This window comes from Nocardia heshunensis, from assembly GCF_054782115.1.
In genome coordinates, this window is the sequence record NZ_BAAGTC010000004.1 from 58,960 (window position 1) to 84,569 (window position 25,610).

Here is a 25,610-nt window from a genome sequence, read left to right on the forward strand (position 1 = left end):
GGAGAGCGCACGGGGCGCGGGGAAAATCGTGGTCACTTGACCACCTGGGGCACCGGATGCTTCCCGGCATTGCGGAACACCCAGCGCAGACCCACGAAACGCAACAGGGTGGCAACCAGATTGGCGATCACCAGCACCAGTAGCTCGAGATGCACGGCCGCGTCCGGCGCCCAGTGGTGCAGCGTGTACAGCGAGCCACTGGTCAGCGCGAGACCGACACCGAAGATGATCAGACCCTGGAAGTGGTGTGCCACCGCCTGATTGCCGCCGCGCACCCCGAAGGTGAACGCACGGTTGGCGGCGGTATTGCCGATCGCGGTGACCAGCAGCGCCAGGAAGTTGGCCGCCTGCGCGCCCATGACGCCCTGCAACACCACGTACAGCAGCAGGTAGGCCAGGGTGGAGGTGACGCCGACGATGCCGAACCGCACCAGCTGCCCGACCATGCCCAGCGGCACGCCCTCCACCAGCGGCTCCCGGCCGATGGCCGCGCGCAACTCGTTGATGGGCAGGCGACCGGTGGTCAGCGCGCGGCCGACGCGCCACACGCCCTGCAGGTCCTTGCGGGCGGTGTCGATGATGTCCACCCGGGAGTCCGGGTCGTCGATCCAGTCCACCGGCACCTCGTGGATGCGCAGCCCGATGCGTTCGGCCAGCACCAGCAGTTCGGTGTCGAAGAACCATTCGCCGTCCTCGACCAGCGGCAGCACCAGCTTGGCCACATCGCCGCGCATGGCCTTGAAGCCGCACTGCGCGTCGGAGAACTTGGCCTGCAGCGAGGCCCGCAGGATGAGGTTGTAGCAGCGGGAGATGATTTCGCGCTTGGGTCCGCGCACCACTCGCGAGGAGGAGGCCAGCCGGGTGCCGATGGCGACGTCCGAGTGCCCGGACACCAGCGGGGCGACCAGCGGGAGCAGCGCGTTCAGGTCCGTGGACAAATCCACGTCCATGTAGGCGACGATCTCCGCGTCCGAGGACTGCCAGACTTCGCGCAGCGCGCGCCCGCGGCCCTTGCGGTCCAGGTGCACCACGCGCACGCCGTCGAGCTGGTCGGCGAGCTGCCGGGCCACCTCGAGGGTGCTGTCGGTAGAGGCGTTGTCGGCGATCGTGATTCGCGCCGTGAACGGGAAATTCAGGGTGAGGAAGGCGTGCAGTCGGCGCACGCACGGCCCCAGATCGACCTCTTCGTTGTACACCGGAACGACCACATCCACGACGGGCGCGGTCACTGCTTCTGCGGGTTCCGCCGCCCGCACGGCGGTCTGAGTGTCGCTCATAGTGACCAATTTCGATCACCGAACTCACACCAGTCTGCGGTCTGCCTGGGAGCTTCCTGGGAGCCTGTGATAGGGGCTAGACCGGGCCGAGATGCAGCCGCCACAACGGGGAGACCGGTCCGTGTCCTTTACCCAGGTCGTAGGACGCTTCCAGGCTGCGGAAGGTCCACTCCTTGGCGAAGGCGACCGCGTCCGGCACCGAATACCCGTGGGCCAGGGCGCAGCAGATCGAGGCGGCCAAGGTGTCGCCGCCGCCGTGGTCGTTGCCGGTGGACAGTCGGCGCGCCGGGAGTTCGTGGAAGACATCGCCGTCGAACAGCAGGTCGGTGGACTGTTCGGAGGTGCGCAGGTGACCACCCTTGACGATGGCCCAGCGGGCCCCGAGCGCGATCAATGCCTCGGCGGCCGCGCGGGCGGAGGGGTCGTCGATCACCTCGATGCCGGTGAGCAGCCGGACCTCGTCGAGATTGGGGGTGACCACGGTGGCCAGCGGAATCAGGGTGTGCCGCATGGCGTCCAGGGCCTCGGCGTGCAGCAGCGCGTCGCCGTGCATGGAGGCGGCGACCGGGTCCACCACCAGCGGGATGTCGCCGTCGCGGCCGATGCCGACCTCGCGGCACACGCCCGCCACCGCCTCGATGATGGCGGTGGAGGCCAGCATGCCGGTCTTGGCCGCGCCGATCCCGATGTCGCCCACCACGGTTCGCACCTGGTCGGCCACGATCTGCGGCGGAATCTCGTGGAACCCGCTCACCCCGAGGGTGTTCTGCACGGTCACCGCGGCCACCGCCACGCACGCGTGCACGCCGCACAAGGCCATGGTGCGGGAGTCGGCCTGGATGCCCGCGCCGCCGCCGGAGTCGGTGCCCGCGATGGTGAGGGCGCGAACCGGGGTGGTGCCATTGGGGGCGAGGGGTAGGAGTTCCACGTCACAGACCCTAGTGGGCTCGCATCGCGCCCGAGCGGCCGCCCTAATTGAAAACCGTTATCATTAGCAACATGACTTCAGCCCCACTTCCCGTCACCGTGCTGTCCGGCTTCCTGGGCGCGGGCAAGACGACCCTGCTCAACCACATCCTCGCCAACCGCGAGGGCCGCCGGGTGGCGGTCATCGTGAACGACATGAGCGAGGTGAACATCGATGCCGCGCTCGTCGCGGGCCAGGGACACCTGGACCGGACCGAGGAGAAGCTGGTCGAGCTCACCAACGGCTGCATCTGCTGCACGCTGCGCGAGGACCTCATCGAATCCGTGGGCGCACTCGCCCGGGAGGGCCGCTTCGATCAGCTGGTCATCGAATCCACCGGCATCTCCGAACCCATGCCGGTGGCCGCCACCTTCGAGTGGGAGTTCGAGAATGGCTTCCGACTCGGCGAACTCGCGCGGCTCGACACCATGGTCACGGTCGTCGACTGCTCCACCTTCCTCAGCGAGGTGGTGAAGGGCCAGGCACTCGCGGAACGGAATCTGCAAGCGGGAGACGGGGATGCGCGCACCATCGCCGACCTGCTCATCGATCAGGTGGAATTCGCGAATGTGCTGGTGCTCAACAAGACCGACCTGGTCAGCGCAAAAGCCCTCGGCACCGTGGAGGCCACCATCCGGCGGCTGAATCCCGCTGCGCGGGTAGTACATTCCGCACACGGCGTGGTCGACCTCGCCGAGATCCTCGACACCGGCCGCTACAACCCCGACCTCGCGGCCCAATTCGACGGCTGGGACGAGGAACTCGCGGGCGGCCACACCCCAGAAACCGAGGAATACGGCATCAGCAGCCTCACCTTCACCGCCGACCGCCCCTTCCATCCCGAACGCCTGGACGCCGCCCTGGCCCAACTCCAAAGGCTGTTGCGCAGCAAGGGTTTCTTCTGGCTCGCGAGCCGCCCGGACCTGGCCGCCATCTGGTCCCAGGCAGGCCCGAACCTGACCTTCGAGGCCGGCGCCTATTGGGAGTCGCTCGATATGACACCCGGCCAGGAAATCGTCTTCATCGGCATCAAACTCGACCGCCCCCACGTCCGCGACCTGCTGAACTCGGCCCTGCTCACCGACGCCGAACTCGCTGCGGGCCACCGCGAATGGCTCACCTACCCCGACCCCTTTCCCGCTTGGGGCCCGAGCCACAACCACGCCTGACCGATCAGGACAGGGCAGCAAGGGATCCGGTGAGCGCGCCCAGGCAGGCCTGGCGGACCTGGGCGCGGGTGAGGGTTTGATGTTCGAGCCATTCCAGGCAGAGCGTATGGACGAACATCAGCCAGGAGGTGACCACCGCGGACATGGTGTCGCGCTCCGGACCGGTCAGGCCGGTGGCGGCGAGGACGATGTCGTGCATGGCGGCGTGATCGCCGAAGACGATGGCCTGCACGACCGGGTCGCCCGCTAGGTCGCGGTTGGCGGCCAGGACGGTGTTGCGGTTGGTGGCGAAGTACTCGAGATGGGTGTCGAGTCCGGCGGCGATCTGATCCGGGAGCGGCTGGTCGGGATCGATGTGGACGCGGTCCTGGAGGGATTCGGCCGCGCGCTGGTAGATCGCCGCGAAGAGGGCGCTCTTCTTGGGGAAGTGCCGGTAGAGCAGCGTGCGGGAGATACCGGCCTGCTCGGCGACCTGGTCCATTTGGACCTGTTCGTAGGGCAGCTCGGCGAAGAGTCGCGCGCCGATCTCGAGCAGTTCGGCGCGGCGCTGGTCGGGGGCGAGGCGGCGACGCGGGGGCATCAACCCACACTAGTTGACGCGTGTGCACTAGCGGAGTTACGCTCGCTGACAGCTTAGTTGACACACGTACACTAAGGTCCGTTTCGCGGAGGAGGGGCTGCCGTGAAGTCCGTATTGCGTTGGTATCTCATTGTTTTCGGCATCGTCGACGTGCTCATCGCCTTGGCGCACATCTTCATCGGACCGAGCACGATCATCGGGGCGAATACCCCCAATGCCACCTTGGACGGCGATGTCCGGTTCTCGATGGTGCTGTTTCTCGCCTACGGCATCGCATGTATCTGGGCCGCACGGGATCTCGACCGCAATGCCGGGCTCATCCACCTGCTCATGCTGGTGTTCTTCGCGGGCGGCGTGGTGCGGCTGCTGACCGTCGCGTACGTGGGCTGGCCACACTGGTTCTACATCGCCATGATCGGCGTGGAACTCGTTACGCCACCGGTCTATTCGGCACTGCTGCGGCAGGTCACCGCGGGACCGGGAGAGCGGCGTGCAGGGTGGCTGCCCACTGCTGGACGATCTCCTTACGGCGCAACGAGTCGTCGGTGAGAACGTCGGCCAGGCCCAGGCCGCGAGCCAGGTCCAGCGTCGCCTGGACCAGGTGGTGGGTGACCGGGTCGGAGTCGTCGACGCCCAGGGCCTCGACGGCCATGCGGTGGGAGATGCGGCCGAAGCGGGCCTCGAGCGGCACGATGCGTTCGCGCAGGGCCGGGTCGGCGGCGGCATGGGTCCAAACCTGCAGGGCCGCTTTGAACAACGGGGTGGTGTAGGACTCGACGAGACCCGCGACCACGGCTTGGGTGCGGGCCGCGCCCTGCGCCACCTCGGTGACGGCGAGGGCGTCGGCCTTCACCTGATCCATGCGGGATTCGAACATGTACTCCAGGGCGGCCGTGATCAGATCCTCGCGGGTGGGGAAGTGATGCTGGGCGGCACCCCGGGACACCCCGGCGCGTTCGGCGACCACGGCCACCGTCGCCGCCGCCCAGCCCGTCTGGGCCAAGCAGTCGATGGTCGCCTCCAGCAGCCGCTGCCGGGTGGCCCGGCTGCGGTCCTGCTTGGGTTCGTGGGGTGTCGCCATGGGTGCCTATTCTGCCGAGTTGCCTATTCCGCCCAACTCGCCGGGCGGCGCTGCATGAACGCGGTGATGCCCTCGATCACCTCGGGGGTGCCGAAGAAGCTCGCGGACCGCTTGGCCAGTTCCTCGGACTTGCTGTCGAAGGTGACCAGCAGATCCGCGTTGACCAGCTGCTTGGCCTCGGCCAAGCCTTGCGGGGAACCCTTGCGCAGCTCCCCGCGCAGGCGAGCCACCTCGGCGATCGGATCGTCGGCCGCCACCGTGATCAGCCCGATGCGCTCGGCCTCGGCGGCGTCGAAGGTCTCGCCGGTCTGGAAATACCGGGCCGCGGACCGGCCGGTCATCCGGGGCAGCAGGGTGAGCGAGATCATGAAGGGGGCCAACCCGATTCGCACCTCGGTCAGCGCGAAGCTGCTGCCCCGCCCGGCGACCACCAGATCGCAGGCGGCGATGATGCCCATGCCGCCCGCCCGCACATTGCCGTCCACCTGCGCCAGCACCGGTTTCGGCATGGCGAGGATGTCACGCAGCACCGAGATCATCCAGCGGGTGCGGATATCGGCGGCGGCCGCCGGATCGGCGTCCACCGCTTCCTTGAGATCGGCTCCGGCACAGAAGGTATTGCCGGTGTGGGCGAGCACCACGCCGCGGACGGCGTCGTCGGCCGCCGCCCGCTGCAGGCCTTCGAGGAGTTCCGACACCAGCCGCGACGACAGCGCGTTGCGGTTGTGCGGGGAATCCAGTGTGAGGGTAGCGAATCCGTCCGCCACCTCGTAGCGGACGAACGGCCCGTCGTGCGCCTCGCTCATCAGTAGGACCTCGGCAGGCCCAGCGAGTGCTGCGAGACGAAGTTGAGGATCATCTCGCGGCTGACCGGGGCGACGCGGCCGATGCGGGCGGCGGCCAGCATGCCCGCGAGGCCCACGTCGGAGGTCAGACCGGAGCCGCCGTGCGTCTGGATGGCCTGGTCGAGGGCCTTGATACTGGCCTCGGCCGCAGCGTATTTCGCCATATTGGCGGCCTCGGCGGCACCGAAGTCGTCGCCGGAGTCGTAGAGGAACGCGGCCTTCTGCATCATCAGCTTGGCAAGTTCCAGTTCGATCTTCACCTGCGCGAGCGGATGCGAGATGCCCTGGTGCGAGCCGATCGGCGCGCCCTTCCACACCGCACGCTCCTTGGCGTAGGCCACGGCCGCGTCGATGGCGTAGCGACCCATGCCGACCGCCATGGCCGCACCCATGATGCGCTCCGGGTTGAGGCCCGCGAACAGCTGCGCGATGGCCGCATCCTCCTGACCGACCAGGGCGGTGGACGGCAGCCGGACGTCGTCGAGGAACAGCGTGAACTGGTTGTCCGGCTCGATGATGTCCATTTCCTGCTTCGTCTTCACGAAGCCGGGGGCGTCGGTGGGGACGATGAACAGGGCGGGCTGCAGGTTGCCGGTCTTGGCGTTCTCGCTGCGGGCCACGATGAGCACGGCCTCGGCCTGGTCCACGCCGGAGATGAAGATCTTGCGGCCGTTGAGGATCCAGTCGTCGCCGTCGCGGCGGGCGGTGGTGGTGATCTTGTGCGAGTTGGAGCCCGCGTCCGGCTCGGTGATGCCGAAGACCATCTTGCCGCTGCCGTCGGCCAGCTTGGTCAGCCACTCCTGCTTCTGCGGCTCGGTGCCGTACTTGGTGATGATGGTGCCGCAGATGGCCGGGGACACCACCATGAGCAGCAGGCCGCAACCGCGCGCGGCCAATTCCTCCATCACCAGCGCGAGTTCGTAGATGCCCGCGCCACCGCCGCCGTACTCCTCGGGCAGGTTCACGCCCAGGAAGCCGAGCTTGCCCGCCTCGTCCCACAGTTCGTCGAAGGGCTCGTTGCGGCGCGCCTTGGGTCCGGCGTAGTCGCGGAAGTTGTACTTGGCGGCCAGCTTGGCCACCGCGGCCCGCAGCTGCTTCTGCTCTTCGGTCTCGATGAAACTCATGGACTACTCCTGCTCTTCGCTGTGGACCACGGCCAAGACCGTGCCGACTTCGACCTGTTGGCCGGCGGATACGTTCAATTCGGTGAGGATGCCCGCGGCGGGGGCGGCGATGGTGTGCTCCATCTTCATGGCCTCCAGCCACAGGATGGGCTGGCCCTTCTCGACGCGGTCACCGGTCGCGGCGCCCAGGCGGATCACCGCGCCGGGCATGGGCGCGAGCAGCGAGCCCTCCGCCACCTGATCGGCCGGATCCTCGAAACGCGGCAGTCGGCGCACGGACACCGGGCCGAGCGGGGAGTCCACCGCCACCAGGTCGCCGTAGCGGGCGACGGCGAAGCGGCGACGCACCGGGCCGCGCTCCCCCGCCACCAGCAGGGTCACGGAATCCGGTGTGGCCTCGACCAATTCGAGACCGTCGCGGCCCTCGACCTCGAGGCCCGCGCGGGTGATGCGGTAGCGCACCTCGTGCTTGCCGGTCAGCCGGGATTCGTAGGACTTGGACTGCGGCTGCGACGGCAGATTGCGCCAGCCGCCGGGCAGGCCCGCGCCGACGCGCGCCTTCGTGCGGTTCACCGCGGCATCCGATAGGGCGGCCGCGATGATGGAAAGCTGCTCATCGGCCTCGGAAACCAGTGGGGCCGAGAGCTTTTCCAGGTCATGGGTGGCGAAGAACGCGGTATCGGTGTCGCCCGCCAGGAACGCCGGGTGCCGCAGCACCCGCACCAGCAGGTCGCGGTTGGTGACCAGACCGTGAATCTCGGCGCGCTGCAGGGCGCTTGCCAGCAGATGTGCCGCCTCGTCGCGAGTCTCGGCGAAGGAGATGACCTTCGACAGCATCGGGTCGTAGTGCACGCCGACCACGGAACCGTCCACGATGCCGCTGTCCAGGCGCACGCCCGGCTCGGTCAGGACCGTGAATTCGCCCAGCGTGCCGGGAATCTCGATCTTGTGCACGGTGCCGGACTGCGGCTGCCAGTCGTACGCGGGATCCTCGGCGTACAGGCGCACCTCGATGGAGTGCCCGCGCATTTCCGGCTGCCGGGCGGGCAGCGGACGACCGGCGGCCACCTGCAGCTGCAACCGCACCAGATCCAGTCCGGTGACCTGCTCGGTGACCGGATGCTCCACCTGCAGACGGGTATTCATCTCCAGGAAGAAGAAGTCGCCCTTTTCGTCGGCCAGGAATTCGACGGTGCCCGCACCCTCGTAACCGATGGCTTCCGACGCCAGCCGGGCCGCCTCGAACAGCCGCGCCCGCATGCCATCGATCTTCTCGACCAGCGGGGACGGGGCCTCCTCCACGACCTTCTGATGACGGCGCTGGATGGAGCACTCCCGCTCGCCGACCGCCCACACGGTGCCGTGGGTGTCGGCCATGACCTGCACCTCGATGTGGCGGCCGGTCTCCAGGTAGCGCTCGCAGAACACGGTCGGATCGCCGAAGGCGGAGGCCGCCTCGCGCTGCGCGGCCTCGATCTGCGCTGTCAGCTCGGACAATTCGCGCACGACGCGCATGCCGCGCCCGCCGCCACCGGCCGACGCCTTGATCAGCACGGGCAGCATGTCGGCGGTGACCTCGGCCGGATCCAGCTGCTCGAGGACAGGCACGCCCGCAGCGTCCATCATCTTCTTGGACTCGACCTTGGAGCCCATCTGCTCGATGGCCGCGACCGGCGGGCCGATCCAGGTCAGCCCGGCCGCCAGCACGGCCTTCGCGAATTCGGCGTTCTCGGAGAGGAATCCGTAGCCGGGGTGAATCGCATCGGCCCCGGCGGCCAACGCGGCCTCGATGATCAGCTCGGAGCGCAGGTAGGTCTCGCCGGGAGTGTTGCCCGGCAGGCGAATTGCCGCGTCGGCCTCGGCCACGTGCGGTGCGTTGGCATCCGCGTCCGAATAGACCGCGGTGGTCGCGATGCCCATCCGGCGGCAGGTCGCGAAGACCCGGCGCGCGATCTCGCCACGGTTGGCGACCAGAACGTTCGTAATCTCCATTGCTGGCCTCACATCCGGAAGACGCCGAAGCCCTCGGCGCCCTTGATCGGGGCATTGTGGATGGCGGACAACGCCATTCCCAAGACCGTGCGGGTGTCGCGGGGGTCGATGATGCCGTCGTCGTAGAGGCGTCCCGACATGAACATGGGCATCGACTCGGCCTCGATCTGCGCCTCGATCATGGCGCGCAGCCCGGCGTCCTGCTCCTCGTTGAACGGGATACCGCGTGCCTCGTTGGCCGCCCGGCCCACGATGGAGATGACGCCCGCCAGCTGCGCACCGCCCATAACGGCGGATTTGGCACTCGGCCAGGCGAAGACGAAGCGCGGATCGTAGGCGCGCCCGCACATGCCGTAGTGGCCCGCGCCGTAGGACGCGCCCATGAGCAGCGAAATGTGCGGCACCTTCGAATTCGAGACCGCGTTGATCATCATCGCGCCGTGCTTGATGATGCCCTTCTGCTCGTACTCCTTGCCGACCATATAGCCGGTGGTGTTGTGCAGGAACAGCAGTGGCGTGTTCTTCTGATTGGCCAGCTGGATGAACTGGGCCGCCTTCTGCGCCTCCTCGGAGAACAGCACGCCGCGCGCGTTGGCGAGAATACCGACCGGGTAGCCGTGCAGTTCGGCCCAACCGGTGACCAGGCTGGAGCCGTAGAGCGGCTTGAACTCGTCGAAGTCGGAGCCGTCCACCACGCGCGCGATGACCTCGCGCGGGTCGAACGGGATCTTGAGGTCACCCGGCACGATGCCGAGCAGCTCCTCCTGGTCGTAGACCGGCTCGATGATCTCCTCGAGCGGCCGCGCCGCCGGGCCCTGCTTCTGCCAGTTCAACCGCCGGATGATGCTCCGGCCCAGGCGAATCGCGTCCTGCTCGTCCACGGCCAGGTAGTCGGCCAGACCCGACACTCGGGCATGCATTTCCGCGCCGCCCAGCGATTCGTCGTCGGACTCCTCACCGGTCGCCATCTTCACCAGCGGCGGCCCGCCCAGGAACACCTTGGAGCGTTCCTTGATCATGACCGTGTAGTCGGACATGCCCGGGATGTACGCGCCACCGGCGGTCGAGTTGCCGAAAACCAGTGCAATGGTGGGGATTCCGGCGGCCGAGAGCCGGGTCAGATCCCGGAACATGCGCCCGCCGGGGACGAACACCTCTTTCTGCGTCGGCAGATCCGCACCGCCGGACTCCACCAACCCGATCACCGGCAGCCGGTTCTCCAGCGCGATGTCGTTCATGCGCAGGTTCTTACGCAGCGTCCACGGGTTCGAGGTGCCGCCGCGCACGGTCGGATCCGGCGCGACGATCATGCATTCGACGCCCTCGACAATGCCGATACCGGCGATCACGCTGCCGCCGACATGGAAGTCACTGCCCCAGGCGGCCAGCGGGGCCAGCTCCAGGAACGGCGAATCCTCGTCGATGAGCAATTCGATGCGCTCGCGCGCGGTCAGCTTGCCGCGCTTGCGATGCCGGGCCATCTTGTCCGGGCCGCCGCCCGCGATGTTCTTGGCGTACTCGGCCTCGACCTCGGTGAGCTTGGCGCTCATGGCCACGGCGGCGGACTCGTAGTCCGCCGAATTCGCATCGACGGATGTGCGCAGAATGCTCAAGACTGGAACCCCAATCGCTTGGCCGCAAGGCTGGTCAGAATCTCGTTGGTGCCGCCGCCGATACCGAGAATGCGCACATCCCGGTAGTGCCGTTCGACCTCGGCCTCGCGCATGTAGCCCAGGCCGCCGAAGAGCTGCACCGACTGGTGCGCAACCCATTCCGCGGTCTCCACGGCCGTGTTCTTGGCGAAGCACACCTCGGCGATCAGATCGGTCTCACCCCGCGCGGCCCGCTCCGCCAGATGATGCGTGTAGACGCGGGCGACATCGATGCGACGCGCCATCTCCGACAGCGTGTTCTGCACGGCCTGACGGCTGATCAGCGGCCGACCGAAGGTCTCGCGATCGCGCGTCCACTGCAGGGTCAGGTCCAGGCAGCGCTGGGCGTGCGCGTACCCCTGCACAGCCAACCCCACCCGCTCACTCACGAAAGCCTGTGCGATCTGCGCGAATCCGCTGTTCTCCGGGCCCACTAGGTTCGAAACCGGCACCCGCACATCGACATACGACAGCTCGGCGGTATCCGAGCACAGCCAGCCCATCTTCTCCAGCTTGCGGCTGACCGTGAACCCGGGCGTGCCCTTCTCCACCACCAGCAGCGAAACCCCGGCCGCACCGGGGCCACCCGTACGCACCGCGGTCACCACGAAGTCGGCGCGCACGCCGGAGGTGATGAAGGTCTTGGACCCGTTGACGATGAAGTCGTTCCCGTCGCGCACGGCGGTGGTCCGCAGATGACCCACATCCGAACCGCCACCCGGCTCGGTGATCGCCAACGACCCGATCTTCTCACCCGCCAGCGTCGGCTTGACCCAGCGCTCGATGTGCTCATCATTCCCGGAGGCGATGATGTGCGGCACCGCGATCCCGCAGGTGAACAGCGAGGCGAACAAGCCGCCCGAGCCGCCCGCGTAGTGCATCTCCTCGGCCACGATGGCCGCGTCGATGCCGTCACCGCCGGAACCGCCCGCGGCTTCCGGGAACTGGATGCCCAGCAGCCCCAGCGCACCCGCCTTCTTGTGCAGCTCGCGCGGCAGCAAGCCCTCGCGCTCCCAGCCGTCCAGGTAGGGCAGCACCTCGCGTTCGGCGAATCCGCGCACGGTGGCACGCAATTCGCGACGCTCGGGCGTCGTCCAGGGGTCCACGTATCCGTTGCTCATGGCAGCAGCTCCACAGGGATCTCGATGTGCCGGGCCCGCAGCCATTCCCCGAGCCCCTTGGCCTGCGGATCGAAGCGGGCCTGATAGGCGACGCCCTCCCCGAGCAGACCTTCGACAATGAAGTTGAGCGCCCGCAGGTTCGGCAGCACGTGCCGGGTGACGGGCAGTTCGGCGGTCTCGGGCAGCAGGCGGCGCAGCTCGTCGACGGTGAGCGTGTGCACCAGCCAGCGCCACTGCTCCTCGGTGCGCACCCAGACGCCGATATTGGCGTTGCCGCCCTTGTCACCGGAACGGGCCAGCGCGATGGTGCCCAGCGGGACACGCTGCGTGGCACCGCCCGGAAGCGGTTGCGGCAGGGCCGGTTCGGCGACCGCATCCAGTTCGAGGGTCTCCCCCGCCGGGGCAATCGCCACCTCGGAGCCGTCGGCCAGCACCGCCGTGTGCGGAATCTCCTTGGCGTCCACGTAGCCCGGCGTGAACACGCCGTAGGGGCCGCCGTTGCCGGGCGGGGAGGTCAGTGAGAAGCCGGGGAAGCTGGCCAGCGCCAATTCGACTGCGACACTGGAGAAGTTGCGGCCCACCTTGTTCGGGTCCGGGTCGCGGACCACGCAGCGCAGCAGCGCGCTGGCCTGCTCCTCGGTGTCCGCGTCGGGACGGTCCAGGCGGGCCAGGGTCCATTCCAGCCCGGCCGGGCGCACGGTCAGCCAGGATTCCAGCTGTCGTTGCGCCAGTGCGGCTTTCGCCTCGATGTCCAGGCCGGTGAGGATGAACTCCATCTCGTTGCGGAAGCCGCCGATGGTGTTGGTGGAGACCTTGGTCTGCGGCGGCGGGGCCTCGCCGGTCACGCCGCTGATCAGCACCCGGTCCGAACCTTCCTGGCTCACCCGGATGCTGTCCAGGCGCGTGGTGACATCCGGCCCGGCGTAGCGCGCACTCTGGATCTCGTACATGAGCTGGGCTTTCACGGTGTCCACCGTGACAGCGCCGCCGGTGCCCTCGTGCTTGGTGATGACGCTGCTGCCGTCGCGCCGCACCTCGGCGATCGGGAAGCCCGGCCGCCCCAGATCGGCGATCTCGGTGAAGAAGGCGAAGTTGCCGCCGGTGGCCTGCGTGCTGCACTCGATGACGTGTCCCGCCACCACCGCGCCCGCCAGCGCGTCGTAATCGGTTCGGCCCCAGCCGAAGTGGGCGGCCGCGGGACCGACCACCACCGAAGCGTCGGTGACCCGCCCGGTCACCACGATGTCCGCGCCCGCGGTCAAGCATTCGGCGATACCCCACGCACCGAGGTAGGCGTTCGCGGTCAGCGGTGCGCCCAGCCCCAATTCACCGGCCCGCGTCAGCAGGTCGTCACCGGTCACATACGCGACCTTCGGTGCCAGACCGAGCTTCTCGGCCACCTCCCGCACCCGCTGTGCCAGCCCGGCCGGGTTCAGCCCGCCCGCATTGGTGACGATCTTGACGCCCTTGTCCAGCGCCAGTCCGAGACTGTCCTCCAGCTGCCGCACAAAGGTTTTCGCATAGCCGAGGTTCGCGTCCTTCATGCGATCCCGGCCCAGGATCAGCATGGTGAGCTCGGCCAGATAGTCGCCGGTGAGCACATCGAGCTGCCCGCCCTCAAGCATCTCCCGCATGGCGCTCGCGCGATCGCCATAGAACCCGGAACAGTTGCCTATCCGGATGAGGTCCGGAGTATCGGCGAGCTGACTCATGGAAGGGCCTCCCTGTGCACCGCTGCAGTCGTGTACAGGGTCACATCAGGGTCGGAAAAAAGCAAGCCCGCGTGCTTGTTATTTATCGAATGGCCAGGTCACGACCGGTGCGCGGCGCGGCGGCAACCGTCAGGCAGACTGATCGCGTGTCCACTGACGTCACCGCCATCGTCCTGCTCGCCCTCGCCGGATTCCTGCTCGGCGGGGCGTATTCGTTGTTCAAGAACTCGCGCCCCGTGGCCATTGCGCTCGGCGTCTGCGGAGTGCTGGCCGCCGTGGGCGCGGTCCTCTATATGACGAAATAGTCAGTCGGCTTCGAGGCGGAAGATGCGGAGATCTTCCGGGACTCCACTCAAGGGTGCGGCGAAGAAGCTGCGGCGGTATGGCTTTACGCCCAGGCCGAGTTCCTCGAGGGTTTCCGGGCTCAGCACATCGAGAGTCGCGCCCGACAGCATGGTGTTGCCGTTGCCGCCCGCCTCCATGACGCGTGCGGCGATATTGACGTCGATACCCAGCCAGTCCCCGCCGATTTCGCGCGGGCTGCCGGTGTGCAGGCCCAGGCGCATCTGCGGGCGGTAACCGTCCACCGACACCGCCGAGAGGTTCTCCTTGGCGGCCACGGCCGCCTTGACCGCGCGGTCGGCGGACGGGAACACGGCCATCACGCCGTCGCCCATGCGCTTGACCACCTGGCCACCACGATCATTGATGGGCGGCTCGATGGCCTTGGCCACCCGCCGCAGCAGATCCAGCGTCACCTCGTCACCGGCCGAGAGCGACCAGCTCGAGAAGGCCACCAGATCGGTGAACATGATGGTGATCTCCTGGGTGCCGCGGCCGCGGCCGACCCGTTCCAGCATGGCCTGCCAGACCTGGAGTGCACCCAGACCCAATTCCTTTGCGGCGCTGGGCGAATCGCCGACCAGCTTGTCCGCGGCGCGGGCCACGGCGCGGACGCCGCCCGGCCCGGACACGGAGAGCGGATCACCGAAGGCCGGATCGCCGGGCAGATTCTCGCGGGCCTTGCGGATCGCGCCGATGATGTCGCCACGCTGATTGGCGGCATTCATGATGGCCGAGAGCTGGCCGGGAAAGCGGCCACGTCGCCGCTGCTGCCCCTCGGACTCGTCGACGTCGTCGGAGAGTTCCGCGGGTATCAAGGGGATGACCACATCCGGGTCGATGCGGGGTTCCCGCGCCCGGTTGCCGTTCGTATCGCGCGAACGGTTGCGATCGGTTCCCAGTCCGTCGGTTCGGTTCGCGTCCGGGGCGCGTTCACCGCCGTCGGTGGGTCGTTCGCTCACGCCCAGAGCGTATCCCAGGGTTCCGTCGTGGGATGGATTAATAACTGCCACCTGACACCTCCCGATCGGTGCTGACGGCCACAACGTTGGACCCGCCGATGTTTGAGTGCTTTGGTTGCTGAGGCGATGCTACCGACCGTCCAGTTCGACGGCTAGACGATTCCGGCCGGAACCGAAACCTTTTACACATCGTTACCTCGCCCCCTAAGACATCGGCCCGATACGGGATTCCGTATCGGGCCGATGCGCGCCGCGGGCCGGGCAGTGGCACGCGGCTCCCTGGGCAGGGTTTTTCTCTACACCAAGATCACGAGCTAGGCGTCGCGCTTGTTCACCACGAACAGCGCGGCCCCGAACACGATCAGGGAGAAGATCGCGAAGTAGATCAGGCCACCCCACGGGCCCCAGTGCCAGTACGTGGACTTGGCGTCGACGGTGCCCAGGAACAGGCCCGCGTTCTGGAAGGGCAGCAGCGCCTGGATCTCCCGGCCGATATGGCCGAACGCGCCGACCATGGGCTCGATGATCACCGGCCACACGATCAGGATGGACAGCGCGCCGGCCGACTGCCGCACCAGCGCGCCCACGCCGACCGCCAGGAACACGACCAGCAGGATGAACAGCGGCACCGCGTAGAAGACCCGCAGATCGCCCGTGCTCAGGCTCAGTTTGACGCCCGCGTCGTGGGTCACCATCCCCTTGAAGATGAAGAAGCCGACGAAGGCCAGCGCCAAACTCAGCAACGCCATAGCAACACCGATGAGACCCGCCTTGGTAAGCAGGACCGCGGTCCGATTCGGGATTGCCAGGAAGGTCGACTTGATGGTCCCGAAGCGGTACTCACTGGTCACCGCCAAAGCCGACAGGATCATGACCATCAGGTAGCCGAACCCGGGCATTCCCTGTGCCAGTCCGGTGATACCCAGGCCCGCCAGGGCGTTCTCCGCGTAGGGCGCGTCCGTGGTGGCCTTGCCCTGGGACAACTGGTCCTGGTAGTTGGTCCAGGACGCGTTCAACGCCAGGCTGAACAGGGCCGCGATCCCGAGCGCGAACACCACCAGCAGGACGGTGCACCAGACCGGGGACTTGGTCGAGGTGAGCTTGATTCTTTCCGCCGCGAGCACTCCCATCAGAGCGCACCTCCCATAACCTGTTCGAAGCCTTCGCCGTGGTACTGCACCGCGCCGCCGGTCATGCGCATGAACGCCTCCTCCAGCGAGGCGCGCTGCGGCGACAGCTCGTAGAGCGTGATGTCGTTGGCACCGGCCAACTTTCCGACCGCGTCACTGGTGACACCGGCCACGACCAGCGCCGGGCCGTCGGCCTCCGCACCGTCCTCACGCACCGTCATACCGTTCGAGGTGAGCAGGCTGCGCAGCTGATCCAACTGTGGACTGCGCACGCGCACAGACTGTTCCGACGCCTTCTCGATGAAATCCTTGGTGGTGGTGTCGGCAATGAGCCGACCCCGGCCAATCACGATGAGATGCTCTGCGGTCTGCGCCATTTCGGAGAGCAGGTGACTCGACACCAGCACGGTGCGGCCCTCACCGGCCAGCCGCTGCATGAAGCGGCGGATCCAGAGGATGCCCTCGGGGTCGAGGCCGTTGACCGGCTCGTCGAACAGCAGCACCTGCGGGTCGCCCAGCAGCGCGCCCGCCAGGCCGAGCCGCTGCGACATGCCGAGGGAGAAGCCGCCCGCGCTCTTGTTCGCCACCTCGGAGAGGCCGACCAGGCGCAGCACCTCCTCCACCCGGGCGGCCGGAATGTCATTGGAGGCGGCCATCCAGCGCAGATGCGAGCGCGCGGAACGGTTGGGATGCACCCACTTCGCGTCCAGCAGCGCGCCGACCTCCTCGAGCGGGCGCTTCAGCTCGTGGTAGGGCTTGCCGTTGACCAGCGCGGTCCCGGAGGTCGGCTGATCCAACCCCAGGATCATGCGCATGGTGGTCGATTTACCCGCGCCGTTCGGGCCGAGGAAGCCGGTCACCTGGCCCGGCGGGACCGTGAACGACAGGTCCGACACCGCGACGGTCTGCCCGTAGTGTTTGGTCAGGCCTCTCAGTTCGATCATGGCGACCAGTCTTCCCCATGTATCGAGCGCGCACTATCGCTAAATGGTCGCGCGTCGCTCATCCTCAGGGATGACTACGCCCGGACCCGACCCGGGGTTCAGAATCCGGGCCGGGATTCGTGGGCGAATCAGAAGCCGGGCGAGGAAGCCTGCGCCCAGAAACGCTTCGGGATGCGACCGGCCTGGCGGGCCAGCCAACCGCCCTCCACCGCGCGGGCCATGGCGGCGGCCATGAGCGCGGGCTGGCGGGCGCGGGTGACCGCGGTCGCCAAAAGGACTGCCGAACAGCCGAGTTCCATGGCCAGGGCGGCATCGCTGGCGGTGCCGATGCCCGCGTCGAGGATGACCGGGACACCGGCGGCGGCCACGATCATCTCGATATTGTGCGGATTGCTGATGCCCAGGCCGGTGCCGATCGGCGAACCCAGCGGCATGACCGCGGCGCAGCCGATGTCCTCGAGGCGCTTGGCCAGCACCGGGTCGTCGGTGGTGTAGGGCAGCACGGTGAAACCGTCGTCCACCAATTGCTCGGCGGCGGAGACCAATTCGATGGCATCCGGGAGCAGGGTGCGCTCGTCGGCGATGACTTCCAGCTTCACCCAATCGGTTTCGAGAGCCTCGCGGGCCAGCCGTGCGGTCAGCACGGCCTCGGCGGCACCGCGGCAGCCCGCGGTATTGGGCAGCGGGGCGATCTCGAGGCGCTTGAGCAGATCCAGCACGCCGGTGCCGCCCGCGGCGTCCACCCGGCGCATGGCGACCGTGGTCAGCTCGGTGCCGGAGGCGAGCAGGGCCTCCTCGAGCACGGCCAGGTTGTCCGCGCCGCCGGTGCCCATGATGAGGCGCGAGCCGAACTCGCGGCCCGCGATGACCAGGGGCTCGATCGCGCTAGCCACCCTGCACCGCCGTCAGCACCTCGATCTCCCAGCCCCGGCCGACCGGCTCGTCCCAGCGGGACTTGGGGAAGACCGCGCCGTCGATGGCCAGCGCGACGCCCTGGCTCGGCAGGTTCAGCCGATTCAGCAGGTCGCGCACGGACAGCGGGTCGGGGAACACGTGGTCCTCACCGTTCACGGTGACGCCGACCGGAATTGCGGTCATCGAACTCCTCCTGGATAAAGCGATGCGGCAGTGGATGATTCGGGTACGCCGGATGCGGCGACCGACGGGAAGCGGCGCGGATCGGCTGCCCGCGCCGCGGGCAGCGGCTCGCCCTCGAGCAGCGCGAGCACGGCGTCGGCGGTGACCGGGGTGTCGAGAATGCCGTTGCGGCCGTGGCCCGCCGCCACGATCACGCGGTCGTCGAGGTGGCCGACGAGCGGCAGATTGTCGGGGGAACCGGGCCGGAATCCCGCGGTGGCCTCGGCGAACTCGTACTCGCCGAGCCCCGGGAAGACGATCTCGGCGTCGGTGAGCAGGTCGCGGACGCCCGCCGCGGTGACCTCGGTGTCGAAGCCGACCTCGTATTGCGTTGCGCCCAGGACGATTCCGTCGCCGCGAGGAACGATGTAGATGGGGCGCCCGTGCACGCGGGCGCGGATCACTCGGCGCGGCGGGGGCGGCGCGCTGGGTCGGCGGCGCAGGCGCAGGATCTCGCCCTTGACCGGGCGGATCGGCAGACTCGGCCACAGCTGCGCGGCGGCCGCGCCGGTGGCCAGCACGATCCGATCGTGCGGGAGGTCGGCGAGGACTTCGACGCGCTCGGCCCGGAACTCGACCCCGGCGGCGACGCAGGCCGCGCGCAGGGCGGTCACCAGGGCCCGGTTGTCGACCGCGGGTTCGGCGACGGCGAGCAGGGCGGCGCGGACGCCGCGACCCAGGCTCGGTTCGGCCGCGCGCACCCCGGCGCGATCCAGCAGGCGGAGGCGGGCGGCGGCATCGGTGTCGTCCGCGAGATCCGAATCACCGTCGCCAGATATATCTTTCGCGGCGAGCATCGGAAGGTCGTGGGCGTTGACGAAATGGGCGATGGTGCGCAGGTCCGCGGCGTCGGCCGCGTCGAGGGCGACGGTCATGGTCTGGTCGGCGACGAAGACCTCGATGCCCGCGAGTTCACGCAGGTCAGCGGCGAATTTCGGCCACCGGGCCAGGGAGGCGGCGCCGAATTCGAGGGCGGCGTCCTCGCCGGGCCAGCCCTCCGAGAGGGGTGCGAGCATGCCGCCCGCTACCCAGGAGGAGCCGGAGCCCACGGCCGGGTCGAAGAGGGTGACGGTAAAGCCCGCTCCGGCGGCCCGCCAGGCCGCCGACAGTCCGATCACACCGCCGCCGACGACGGCCAGAGTCCGCATGTGAATCCACCTAACTCGTCCCGGCACCTCCGGGACCTGCATATATAGCCTTCGAAACAGAAAATTCACCGGGAGCGTCGCGCAGCTCCGCGCCGAGTGCGCTCCCACGGGTCGTTTCGACTCAACCACCGTAGCGCGACTACCGTCGAGGCCGTGCAACCCTCCCACCCGAACCGACCGGTATCCCCTCGGGAGCGTCTCGCGACCGCACGGCTCTACCTGTGCACCGACGCGCGCCGCGACACCGGCGACCTGGCGCAGTTCGCCGAGGCCGCCCTGGCCGGGGGCGTCGACATCATCCAGCTGCGTGACAAGGGCTCGCGCGGGGAGAAACAGTTCGGGCCGCTGGAGGCCAAGGGCGAGCTGGGCGCGCTGGCCGAGCTGAAGGCCGTGGCCCGCCGCCACGGCGCCCTGGTCGCCTGCAACGACCGCGCCGATATCGCGCTGGCCGCGGGCGTGGACGTACTGCACCTGGGCCAGAACGATCTGCCGCCCTGGTACGCGCGCCAGATCCTCGGCCCCGACGTGGTGCTGGGCCGCTCCACCAACAACCGCGCGCAGGCCGGACTCGCCGCGGTGGACGAACACATCGACTACTTCTGCACCGGCCCGGTCTACGCCACCCCGACCAAGCCGGGCCGCACGCCCGCCGGACTGGAACTGGTCCGCTCGACGGCCGACTCGCACACCCGCCGCCCGTGGTTCGCCATCGGCGGCATCGACGACGCCCGCCTGCCCGAGGTGCTCGCCGCGGGCGCGACCCGAATCGTCGTGGTGCGAGCCATCACCGACGCCAGCGACCCGACCGCCGCCGCGCGAGCGATCAAGCAGCGGATCCTCGAGAACGACAACTAGACACGCCCCTCCACCCGCTCACCCGGGCCAGCCCCTCGTCATCCCGGCGCGTTTTTGGCCGGGATCCACACCCACAGCATCAGTACCCGCTGCGCGTTGGATTCCGGCCAAAAGCACGCCGGAATGACGGGCGAGGTGCGGTCAGCCGACGGGATCGAGGCGGATCGGGACGCCGTTGAGGTTGGACATGCCCGCGAGTTGTTCGACGTCGGCGATGTCGGTGGACATCAGGTCGTTGACGTTTGCGCCGCCCGCGGCGTTCGCGAGTTGCCAGCCGCCGTGGTGGCCCCAGCCGTGTGGGATGGCGACCGCGCCCTCGACCATGTCCTCGGTGAGGCGGGCGGTGACCTCGATGCAGCCGTGCGCGGAGGTGACCTTGCAGCGGTCGCCATCGGAGATGCCCGCCACCGCAGCGTCTTTGGGGTTGATGCGGGCGGCGTGCTCACGGTCGCCGCGCATGAGCGGTTCGAGATTGTGCATCCACGAGTTGTGGGATTTCAGCTCGCGCAGGCCGATGACGCGCAGCGGGTAGGTCGGGTCGGCGGGGCGCACGGTGAGCGTGGACAGCTCGAGGATGATCTCGTCCGGATCGAGACGAACGCGACCGTCCTTGTGCTGCACCACCTCTCGCAGTACACCGGTGGTGATGTTGTCGGCCAGCACCACGCCGTGCGGATGCCGACGCAGCATGCGCAGGCTGATGCCGTTGCGGCGCAGGCCGAACAGGTCGCCGTAGGGGCCGGTGCGCAGGGCCAGATCAGCCAGCAGGGTCGGGGTGGGCCGCGCCGAAACCAGGCCGGGGATGCGGCGGCGCAGCGCGCTCAGGGCACGGCCAACCGGGCGTGCGGGGCCGACGGCGAAGGGCTGCACGCCGATTCGGGTGGCGATGGCGTCGATGATCTGCCATTCCTCGCGGGCCTCACCGTACGGTTCCAGCACCCGCTCGGTGTACTGGGTGTACGGGGTCGGGGAGAGCGCGGTGAACGGGAGCGGAATGTCGTCGCGCTCCAGGAACGTGGTGGCGGGCAGCACGTAGTCGGCGGTGCGGTTGGTGTCGTTGACATAGAGGTCGATGGAGACGAACAGGTCGAGTTGTTCGAGGGCGGCGGCCAATTCGCGGCCGTTGGGCACCGAGGAGACCGGATTGCCCGCCGAGGTGAACAGGGCACGCAGTCGACCGGGACCGGGGGTGGTGATCTCCTTGGCCATGATGGCGGCCGGGAAGGTGCCCAGCACGTCCGGGAAGCCGCCGATGCGGGAACGCTGCTTGTCGTAGGCGACGAAACCGATGCGGGCGTTGAGTTTCGAGACCGCCACCAGTTCCTTGCCGAACACCGAGCCGCCCGGCCGATCCAGATTGCCGGTGACCAGGGCCAGCGCGTCGATGAGGAAGGCGACCAGGGTCGCGTGGCGGCCCAGACAGGTCCCCGTGCGGCCGTAGACGGCGGCAGCGTTGGCACGGGCCAGATCCCGGGCCAGCGCGCGCACCCGATCGGGTTCCAGGCCGGTCACCGCCGCGGTGGCTTCGGGCGTGAAACGGGCGACGGCATTGCGCAATTCGCGCGCACCGGCGGCCTGGCGGCGCAACGCCTGATTGTCTTCCAGGCCCTCCTCGAAGATGACCTGCAGCAGCGCGGCCAAAAGCCAGGCGTCACCGTCGGGCCGCACCCCCACGTGCTCGAACAGCTTGGCCGTCTCGGTGTTTCGCGGATCGACCACCACCACGCGCCCACCGCGCTTGGTGATGGCGGTGAGCTTGTCGCGAATGCGCGGCGCGCTCAGCACGCTGCCGTGCGAGACGAGCGGATTCGCACCCAGCATCAGCAGGAAGTCGGTGCGGTCCAGATCCGGCACCGGCACCGAGGTGGCCGAGCCGTAGAGCAGCTGACTGGCCACGAAGCGGTTGTTCACGTCCTGCGAACCCGCCGAGTACACGTGCTCGAGCCCCGCGGCCAACTGAAAGCCCAGCATCCACAGCGTGTGTGAATAGGAGAACGAGGAGGGATTGCCGAAATACCAGCCGAGGCTTTCCATTCCGTGCTCGTCGATCAGCCCGCGCAGCCGTTCGCCGATCTCGTCGAGGGCGGTATCCCACGACACCCGCTCGAACTCGCCGGATGCCGTGCGCCGCAAGGGATACAGCACGCGGTCCGGATCGTTCTGCAGCTCGGTGAACGCGATGCCCTTCGGGCAGGCATTGCCGCGGGAGAGCGGATGGTCCTTGTCCGCGCGCAGCCGCACCAGGCGGCCGTCCTCCACGGTGGCGATCAGGCCGCACAGCGGCTCGCAGATTCGGCAGTAGGTGGGAACCTCGCGCGTGCTCACCTCATCAAGACAACACCTGATCGAGAGTGAGGAACAACACATTTCCGGCCAAATCGGTCTGTTCCGAGCCGGATTCGGTCGCCTCGGATTCGGCCACCCCGATGCGGGCCGTGCGCCCGTCACCATCACCGTTGGCGTGCAGCCAGACGAAGCCCTGCTCGGCCAGATCCAGGGTGCGCGGCAACGCGGCCGCCACCGCACCACTGTCGGCGAGGCCGTCGAGGCTGATCCGGGTGGGGGCGGCGCGCAATAGTGGCCAAGCGGCCGCGAAGCCGGGATGCAGCGGCCGGTCCTCGACCTCGCCCTCGGGCACCCAGACCAGATCCTGACTCTCCTTGTTGCCGCGGGTGGCGAGCCGGTCGGGGGCATCGGCGACGACCGTGGTGTAGGTCCAGCCGCTCGGGGCGGTCGCGGTCACCCGGGAGCCGCGCACGCGAATGGAACCCGGCTTGATGCCCGCCTCCTCCTCGGCCTCGCGGACCGCGGCGTGCACGGTGGTCTCGTGCGAGTCGCGGGCGCCGCCGGGCAGCGCCCAGGTGCCGCCCTGGTGGGTCCAGGCCGCGCGGTGATGCAGCAGGACAGCGGAGCCGCCACCGAGCAACGGGGCGCGCAGCAACAATCCGGCAGCACCGTAGCGACCCCATTGACGGGTGCCATCCGGACTTTTCGCCCAACCGTCGCCGTCACCACGCATAGTCACAATCCCATCGCTCACCGGCCGTGCCACGCCCACGTCGTACTCGGGTGGGCACACCGCGGGCCTTCCCGCGTCACGGCAGCGGTACGTCCACAATAAGCTCATCCGAAAGCAACGAGTCGGTCGTTCGATTTCGGTCAGTGGGAGGTGAGGATGGCACGCACCGAGGAGTTGGGGCTCGACGAGCTGTCCCCACGCGCGGCCGCGGCGGCGTGGCGGGAACGCTTCGCGACCACCGAAATACGGTCGTTCGCGCAGTCCTCCCCCGCCAAACTGATCGCCGTCGGGCTGATCCTGCTGGCGCTCTGCGTCACCGCGGGCATCGTCACCGCCACCGCGGTGACCAACCGGCAACACGCCCTCGACGTCCTGCTGGGCGAGTCCGAACCGGACGCCTATTCGGCCCAGCGGCTCTATACCTCGCTCTCTGTGGCCGACGCCTCCGCGGGCACCGCCTTCATTTCCGGTGGGCTGGAACCGAAACCGGTGCGTGACCGCTACAACCAGGCCATCGGCGAGGCGGCCGCGGAACTGGTGACGCAGTCCAATCGCAGTGACGGGGACACCGATACGCAGCTGCGCAGCGGCATCGCCACCGGACTGCCGGTGTACACCGGGATCGTCGAGACCGCGCGCACCAACAATCGCGGCGGGCAGCCGGTCGGCGCGGCCTATCTGAGCGAGGCGTCCAACCTGATGCAGGGGACGCTGCTGCCGAAGGCGCAGGAATTGCAGGAGCATCGGTCCGCCGCCATCGCCGCCACCCAGCGCAGTCACGTGCGGCCGCCCTGGCCCGCCATCCTGCTGCCGCTGCTGGCCGTCGCGGCGCTGATCGGGGCACAGCTGTTCCTGTTCCGGCGCTGGCACCGGGTACTGAACCTGGGGCTGCTGCTGGCCACCGCGACCATGGTGGTGCTGCTGGCCTGGACGGTGATCGCGGGCTTCATCTCCGCGGTGGACACCACCCATGCCCGCGACGCGGGCAGCATCCCGACCACCGCGCTCACCCAGAGCCGCATCCTGGCCCAGCAGGCCCGCACCGCCGAAACCCTCAAGCTGGTGCGGCGCGACACCAGCGCCGACTACGACCGCACCTACGACCAGGCCATCGCCAAGCTGCGAAACATCCTGTCCGGCTACGGATCCGACCAACCCGGCGCGAACGACGTGCAGACCGCCACCGCCGCCCTGGAGCGCTGGCGCGCCGCCCACCAGCGCATGAACGACGCCCTGTCCAAGGGCGACTTCATCGGCGCGGCCGCGGTGGCCACCGGCCCCGGCGCGAACGAGGCCACCGCCCAGACCGATGCCCTCGACAACGCGCTCGGCGAGGGCATCGCCGAAACCCGGAACACCTTGCGCGCCGACACATCCCATGCCGCCCGCACCCTCGACCTGCTCGGGCCCGGCGCGCTGGTGCTCAGCACCGCCGCCGCCGTCCTGATCGCGGCCGGACTGTGGCCGCGACTACGGGAGTACCGATGATCACCCGAAGACCGCTCCGATCCATTCCGCTCGCCGCCCTCGCCGCGACCGTGCTGCTCACCGCCGCCTGTGGTGACGAGAGTCCGCCGCCGCCCGCGCCGTCGACCCGGGTGCCGAGCTATATCGAACCGCCGCTGCCGTCGGGAGCCGTTGTCGCACAGACCCAGACCACGCCGCCGCCGGTCCCGGACTGCGGGGATCCGACGGCCGGGCTGCGGCCGAACGGGGTGCGCAGCGGGCCCGACATCGATGCCATCCGGGCACGCGGGCGGCTGCTGGTCGGCCTGGATCCGGGCAGCAATCTGTTCAGCTTCCGCGATCCGAGCACCGGCACGCTGGCCGGATTCGACGTGGATATCGCGCGCGAGCTGGCGCGGGACCTGCTGGGCGATCCGGGCGCGGTGGAATACCGCATCCTATCCTCCGCCGACCGCGAGAAGGCGCTGGTGGAGCACACCGTGGACGTGGTGGTGAAGACCATGACCATCAATTGCGAACGGCGACAATCGGTCACCTTCTCCACCTCGTATCTGACGGCGCATCAGCGGGTGCTGACCGTGCGCAATTCCGGCATCGAGGGGCTCACCGATCTGGCGGGCCGGCGGGTGTGCGTGGCCAGCGGCACCACCTCGCTGGACCTGATCCGCCGCCAGCAGCCCGCCGCGTCCATCCTCACCGTGCCCAGCTGGGCCGACTGCCTGGTGGTGCTGCAGCAGCGGCAGGTGGACGCGGTCAGCACCGATGACACCGTGCTGGCCGGGCTCGCCGAGCAGGATCCGGCGACCGAGGTGGTGGGGCCGAACCTGAGCACCGAGCAGTACGGCATCGGTATCTCCAAGGGCGCCGACGATCTGGTCCGTTTCGTGAACGGCACGCTGGAACGCATTCGCGCCGACGGCACCTGGAATCGGCTCTACCGGCGCTGGCTGTCCACCGAACTGGGTGACGCCGCCATTCCGCCGCCCCCGAGGTATCAGGACTGACGATGACCACACCGTCCGATCCGACCCCACCCGAACCCGCCGACACCCGCGCCACCACGCGCGAGGAACTGGCGCAGGACGA

The 25,610-nt window shown here is 68.7% G+C and carries 24 protein-coding genes; 6 read left to right on the forward strand and 18 right to left on the reverse strand.

Annotation, left to right across the window (positions count from 1 at the left end):
- Positions 1-32: 32 nt before the first annotated feature.
- Together ACYVN4_RS12940 and thiD are read right to left on the reverse strand one after the other, a co-directional pair.
- Positions 33-1,277: a bifunctional glycosyltransferase family 2/GtrA family protein gene (locus ACYVN4_RS12940; protein ID WP_460720692.1), complete on the reverse strand. Its 1,245-nt coding sequence runs from the start codon at positions 1,275-1,277 to the stop codon at positions 33-35.
- 76 nt (positions 1,278-1,353) lie between these two features.
- Positions 1,354-2,205: a bifunctional hydroxymethylpyrimidine kinase/phosphomethylpyrimidine kinase gene (gene thiD, locus ACYVN4_RS12945; protein WP_460720694.1), complete on the reverse strand. Its 852-nt coding sequence runs from the start codon at positions 2,203-2,205 to the stop codon at positions 1,354-1,356.
- 71 nt (positions 2,206-2,276) lie between these two features.
- On the opposite strand from thiD, the gene ACYVN4_RS12950 reads away from it, so the two are divergent.
- Positions 2,277-3,413 carry a GTP-binding protein gene (locus ACYVN4_RS12950; RefSeq protein WP_460720696.1) on the forward strand — a complete coding sequence of 379 codons (1,137 nt, stop codon included), beginning with the start codon at positions 2,277-2,279 and terminating at the stop codon, positions 3,411-3,413.
- 4 nt (positions 3,414-3,417) lie between these two features.
- On the opposite strand, the gene ACYVN4_RS12955 is transcribed toward ACYVN4_RS12950, so the two are convergent.
- Positions 3,418-3,993 (reverse strand): TetR/AcrR family transcriptional regulator, encoded by a 576-nt coding sequence (locus tag ACYVN4_RS12955; RefSeq protein ID WP_460720698.1) that lies wholly within the window; start codon positions 3,991-3,993, stop codon positions 3,418-3,420.
- A gap of 102 nt (positions 3,994-4,095) precedes the next feature.
- Between ACYVN4_RS12955 and ACYVN4_RS12960 the strand changes: the two genes are divergently transcribed.
- The gene (locus ACYVN4_RS12960; RefSeq protein WP_460720700.1) at positions 4,096-4,542 is read left to right on the forward strand and encodes a DUF4345 domain-containing protein; all 447 of its coding nucleotides are present in this window, start codon (positions 4,096-4,098) and stop codon (positions 4,540-4,542) included.
- Here the strand turns inward: ACYVN4_RS12960 and ACYVN4_RS12965 are convergent.
- From ACYVN4_RS12965 to ACYVN4_RS12995, 7 genes are read right to left on the reverse strand one after another with little or no spacing between them, the layout of a single operon-like run.
- Positions 4,460-5,074 carry a TetR/AcrR family transcriptional regulator gene (locus tag ACYVN4_RS12965; protein ID WP_460720702.1) on the reverse strand — a complete coding sequence of 205 codons (615 nt, stop codon included), beginning with the start codon at positions 5,072-5,074 and terminating at the stop codon, positions 4,460-4,462. The genes ACYVN4_RS12960 and ACYVN4_RS12965 overlap by 83 nt on opposite strands.
- 23 nt (positions 5,075-5,097) lie before the next feature.
- Positions 5,098-5,880 (reverse strand): enoyl-CoA hydratase family protein, encoded by a 783-nt coding sequence (locus ACYVN4_RS12970; RefSeq protein WP_460720704.1) that lies wholly within the window; start codon positions 5,878-5,880, stop codon positions 5,098-5,100.
- On the reverse strand, positions 5,880-7,043 hold the full coding sequence (locus ACYVN4_RS12975; protein ID WP_460720706.1) for an acyl-CoA dehydrogenase family protein: 1,164 nt from the start codon (positions 7,041-7,043) through the stop codon (positions 5,880-5,882). Before ACYVN4_RS12975 ends, ACYVN4_RS12970 begins: the two co-directional genes overlap by 1 nt.
- Positions 7,044-7,046: 3 nt before the next feature.
- Complete coding sequence (locus ACYVN4_RS12980; protein ID WP_460720708.1) at positions 7,047-9,035, reverse strand: acetyl/propionyl/methylcrotonyl-CoA carboxylase subunit alpha; 1,989 nt, start codon at positions 9,033-9,035, stop codon at positions 7,047-7,049.
- A gap of 8 nt (positions 9,036-9,043) precedes the next feature.
- The gene (locus tag ACYVN4_RS12985; RefSeq protein WP_460720711.1) at positions 9,044-10,648 is read right to left on the reverse strand and encodes an acyl-CoA carboxylase subunit beta; all 1,605 of its coding nucleotides are present in this window, start codon (positions 10,646-10,648) and stop codon (positions 9,044-9,046) included.
- Positions 10,645-11,793 carry an acyl-CoA dehydrogenase family protein gene (locus ACYVN4_RS12990; protein WP_460722612.1) on the reverse strand — a complete coding sequence of 383 codons (1,149 nt, stop codon included), beginning with the start codon at positions 11,791-11,793 and terminating at the stop codon, positions 10,645-10,647. The genes ACYVN4_RS12985 and ACYVN4_RS12990 overlap by 4 nt, the downstream gene beginning before the upstream one ends.
- Positions 11,794-11,804: 11 nt before the next feature.
- Positions 11,805-13,520, reverse strand: a complete 1,716-nt coding sequence (locus ACYVN4_RS12995; RefSeq protein ID WP_460720713.1) for an acyclic terpene utilization AtuA family protein — start codon at positions 13,518-13,520, stop codon at positions 11,805-11,807.
- A 146-nt stretch (positions 13,521-13,666) separates the two neighbouring features.
- On the opposite strand from ACYVN4_RS12995, the gene ACYVN4_RS13000 reads away from it, so the two are divergent.
- Positions 13,667-13,825, forward strand: a complete 159-nt coding sequence (locus ACYVN4_RS13000) for a hypothetical protein (protein WP_452398639.1) — start codon at positions 13,667-13,669, stop codon at positions 13,823-13,825.
- On the opposite strand, the gene ACYVN4_RS13005 is transcribed toward ACYVN4_RS13000, so the two are convergent.
- From ACYVN4_RS13005 to ACYVN4_RS13030, 6 genes are all read right to left on the reverse strand, one after another.
- A complete protein-coding gene (locus ACYVN4_RS13005) occupies positions 13,826-14,824 on the reverse strand; it encodes an adenylate/guanylate cyclase domain-containing protein (RefSeq protein WP_460720714.1) in 999 nt (332 codons plus the stop codon).
- Between the two features lie 314 nt (positions 14,825-15,138).
- Positions 15,139-15,954 carry an ABC transporter permease gene (locus tag ACYVN4_RS13010; RefSeq protein ID WP_460720716.1) on the reverse strand — a complete coding sequence of 272 codons (816 nt, stop codon included), beginning with the start codon at positions 15,952-15,954 and terminating at the stop codon, positions 15,139-15,141.
- Complete coding sequence (locus ACYVN4_RS13015; protein ID WP_460720718.1) at positions 15,954-16,898, reverse strand: ABC transporter ATP-binding protein; 945 nt, start codon at positions 16,896-16,898, stop codon at positions 15,954-15,956. The genes ACYVN4_RS13010 and ACYVN4_RS13015 overlap by 1 nt, the downstream gene beginning before the upstream one ends.
- Positions 16,899-17,026: 128 nt before the next feature.
- The gene (thiG, locus tag ACYVN4_RS13020) at positions 17,027-17,791 is read right to left on the reverse strand and encodes a thiazole synthase (protein WP_379358474.1); all 765 of its coding nucleotides are present in this window, start codon (positions 17,789-17,791) and stop codon (positions 17,027-17,029) included.
- Complete coding sequence (gene thiS / locus ACYVN4_RS13025; RefSeq protein WP_460720720.1) at positions 17,784-17,996, reverse strand: sulfur carrier protein ThiS; 213 nt, start codon at positions 17,994-17,996, stop codon at positions 17,784-17,786. Before thiS ends, thiG begins: the two co-directional genes overlap by 8 nt.
- Complete coding sequence (locus ACYVN4_RS13030) at positions 17,993-19,183, reverse strand: FAD-dependent oxidoreductase (RefSeq protein ID WP_460720722.1); 1,191 nt, start codon at positions 19,181-19,183, stop codon at positions 17,993-17,995. The genes thiS and ACYVN4_RS13030 overlap by 4 nt, the downstream gene beginning before the upstream one ends.
- Positions 19,184-19,336: 153 nt before the next feature.
- On the opposite strand from ACYVN4_RS13030, the gene thiE reads away from it, so the two are divergent.
- Entirely contained in the window at positions 19,337-20,038 is a 702-nt protein-coding gene (gene thiE / locus ACYVN4_RS13035) for a thiamine phosphate synthase (RefSeq protein WP_460720724.1), read from the forward strand.
- A 141-nt stretch (positions 20,039-20,179) separates the two neighbouring features.
- On the opposite strand, the gene ACYVN4_RS13040 is transcribed toward thiE, so the two are convergent.
- Both ACYVN4_RS13040 and ACYVN4_RS13045 read right to left on the reverse strand, forming a co-directional pair.
- Positions 20,180-22,363, reverse strand: a complete 2,184-nt coding sequence (locus ACYVN4_RS13040) for a molybdopterin-containing oxidoreductase family protein (protein ID WP_460720726.1) — start codon at positions 22,361-22,363, stop codon at positions 20,180-20,182.
- A gap of 4 nt (positions 22,364-22,367) precedes the next feature.
- Positions 22,368-23,057, reverse strand: coding sequence for an NUDIX domain-containing protein (locus tag ACYVN4_RS13045; RefSeq protein WP_460720728.1), 690 nt, complete (start codon positions 23,055-23,057; stop codon positions 22,368-22,370).
- Between the two features lie 156 nt (positions 23,058-23,213).
- Between ACYVN4_RS13045 and ACYVN4_RS13050 the strand changes: the two genes are divergently transcribed.
- Positions 23,214-24,545, forward strand: a complete 1,332-nt coding sequence (locus ACYVN4_RS13050) for a hypothetical protein (protein WP_460720730.1) — start codon at positions 23,214-23,216, stop codon at positions 24,543-24,545.
- Positions 24,542-25,528, forward strand: coding sequence for a glutamate ABC transporter substrate-binding protein (locus ACYVN4_RS13055; RefSeq protein ID WP_460720733.1), 987 nt, complete (start codon positions 24,542-24,544; stop codon positions 25,526-25,528). Before ACYVN4_RS13050 ends, ACYVN4_RS13055 begins: the two co-directional genes overlap by 4 nt.
- The last annotated feature ends 82 nt before the right edge of the window (positions 25,529-25,610 follow it).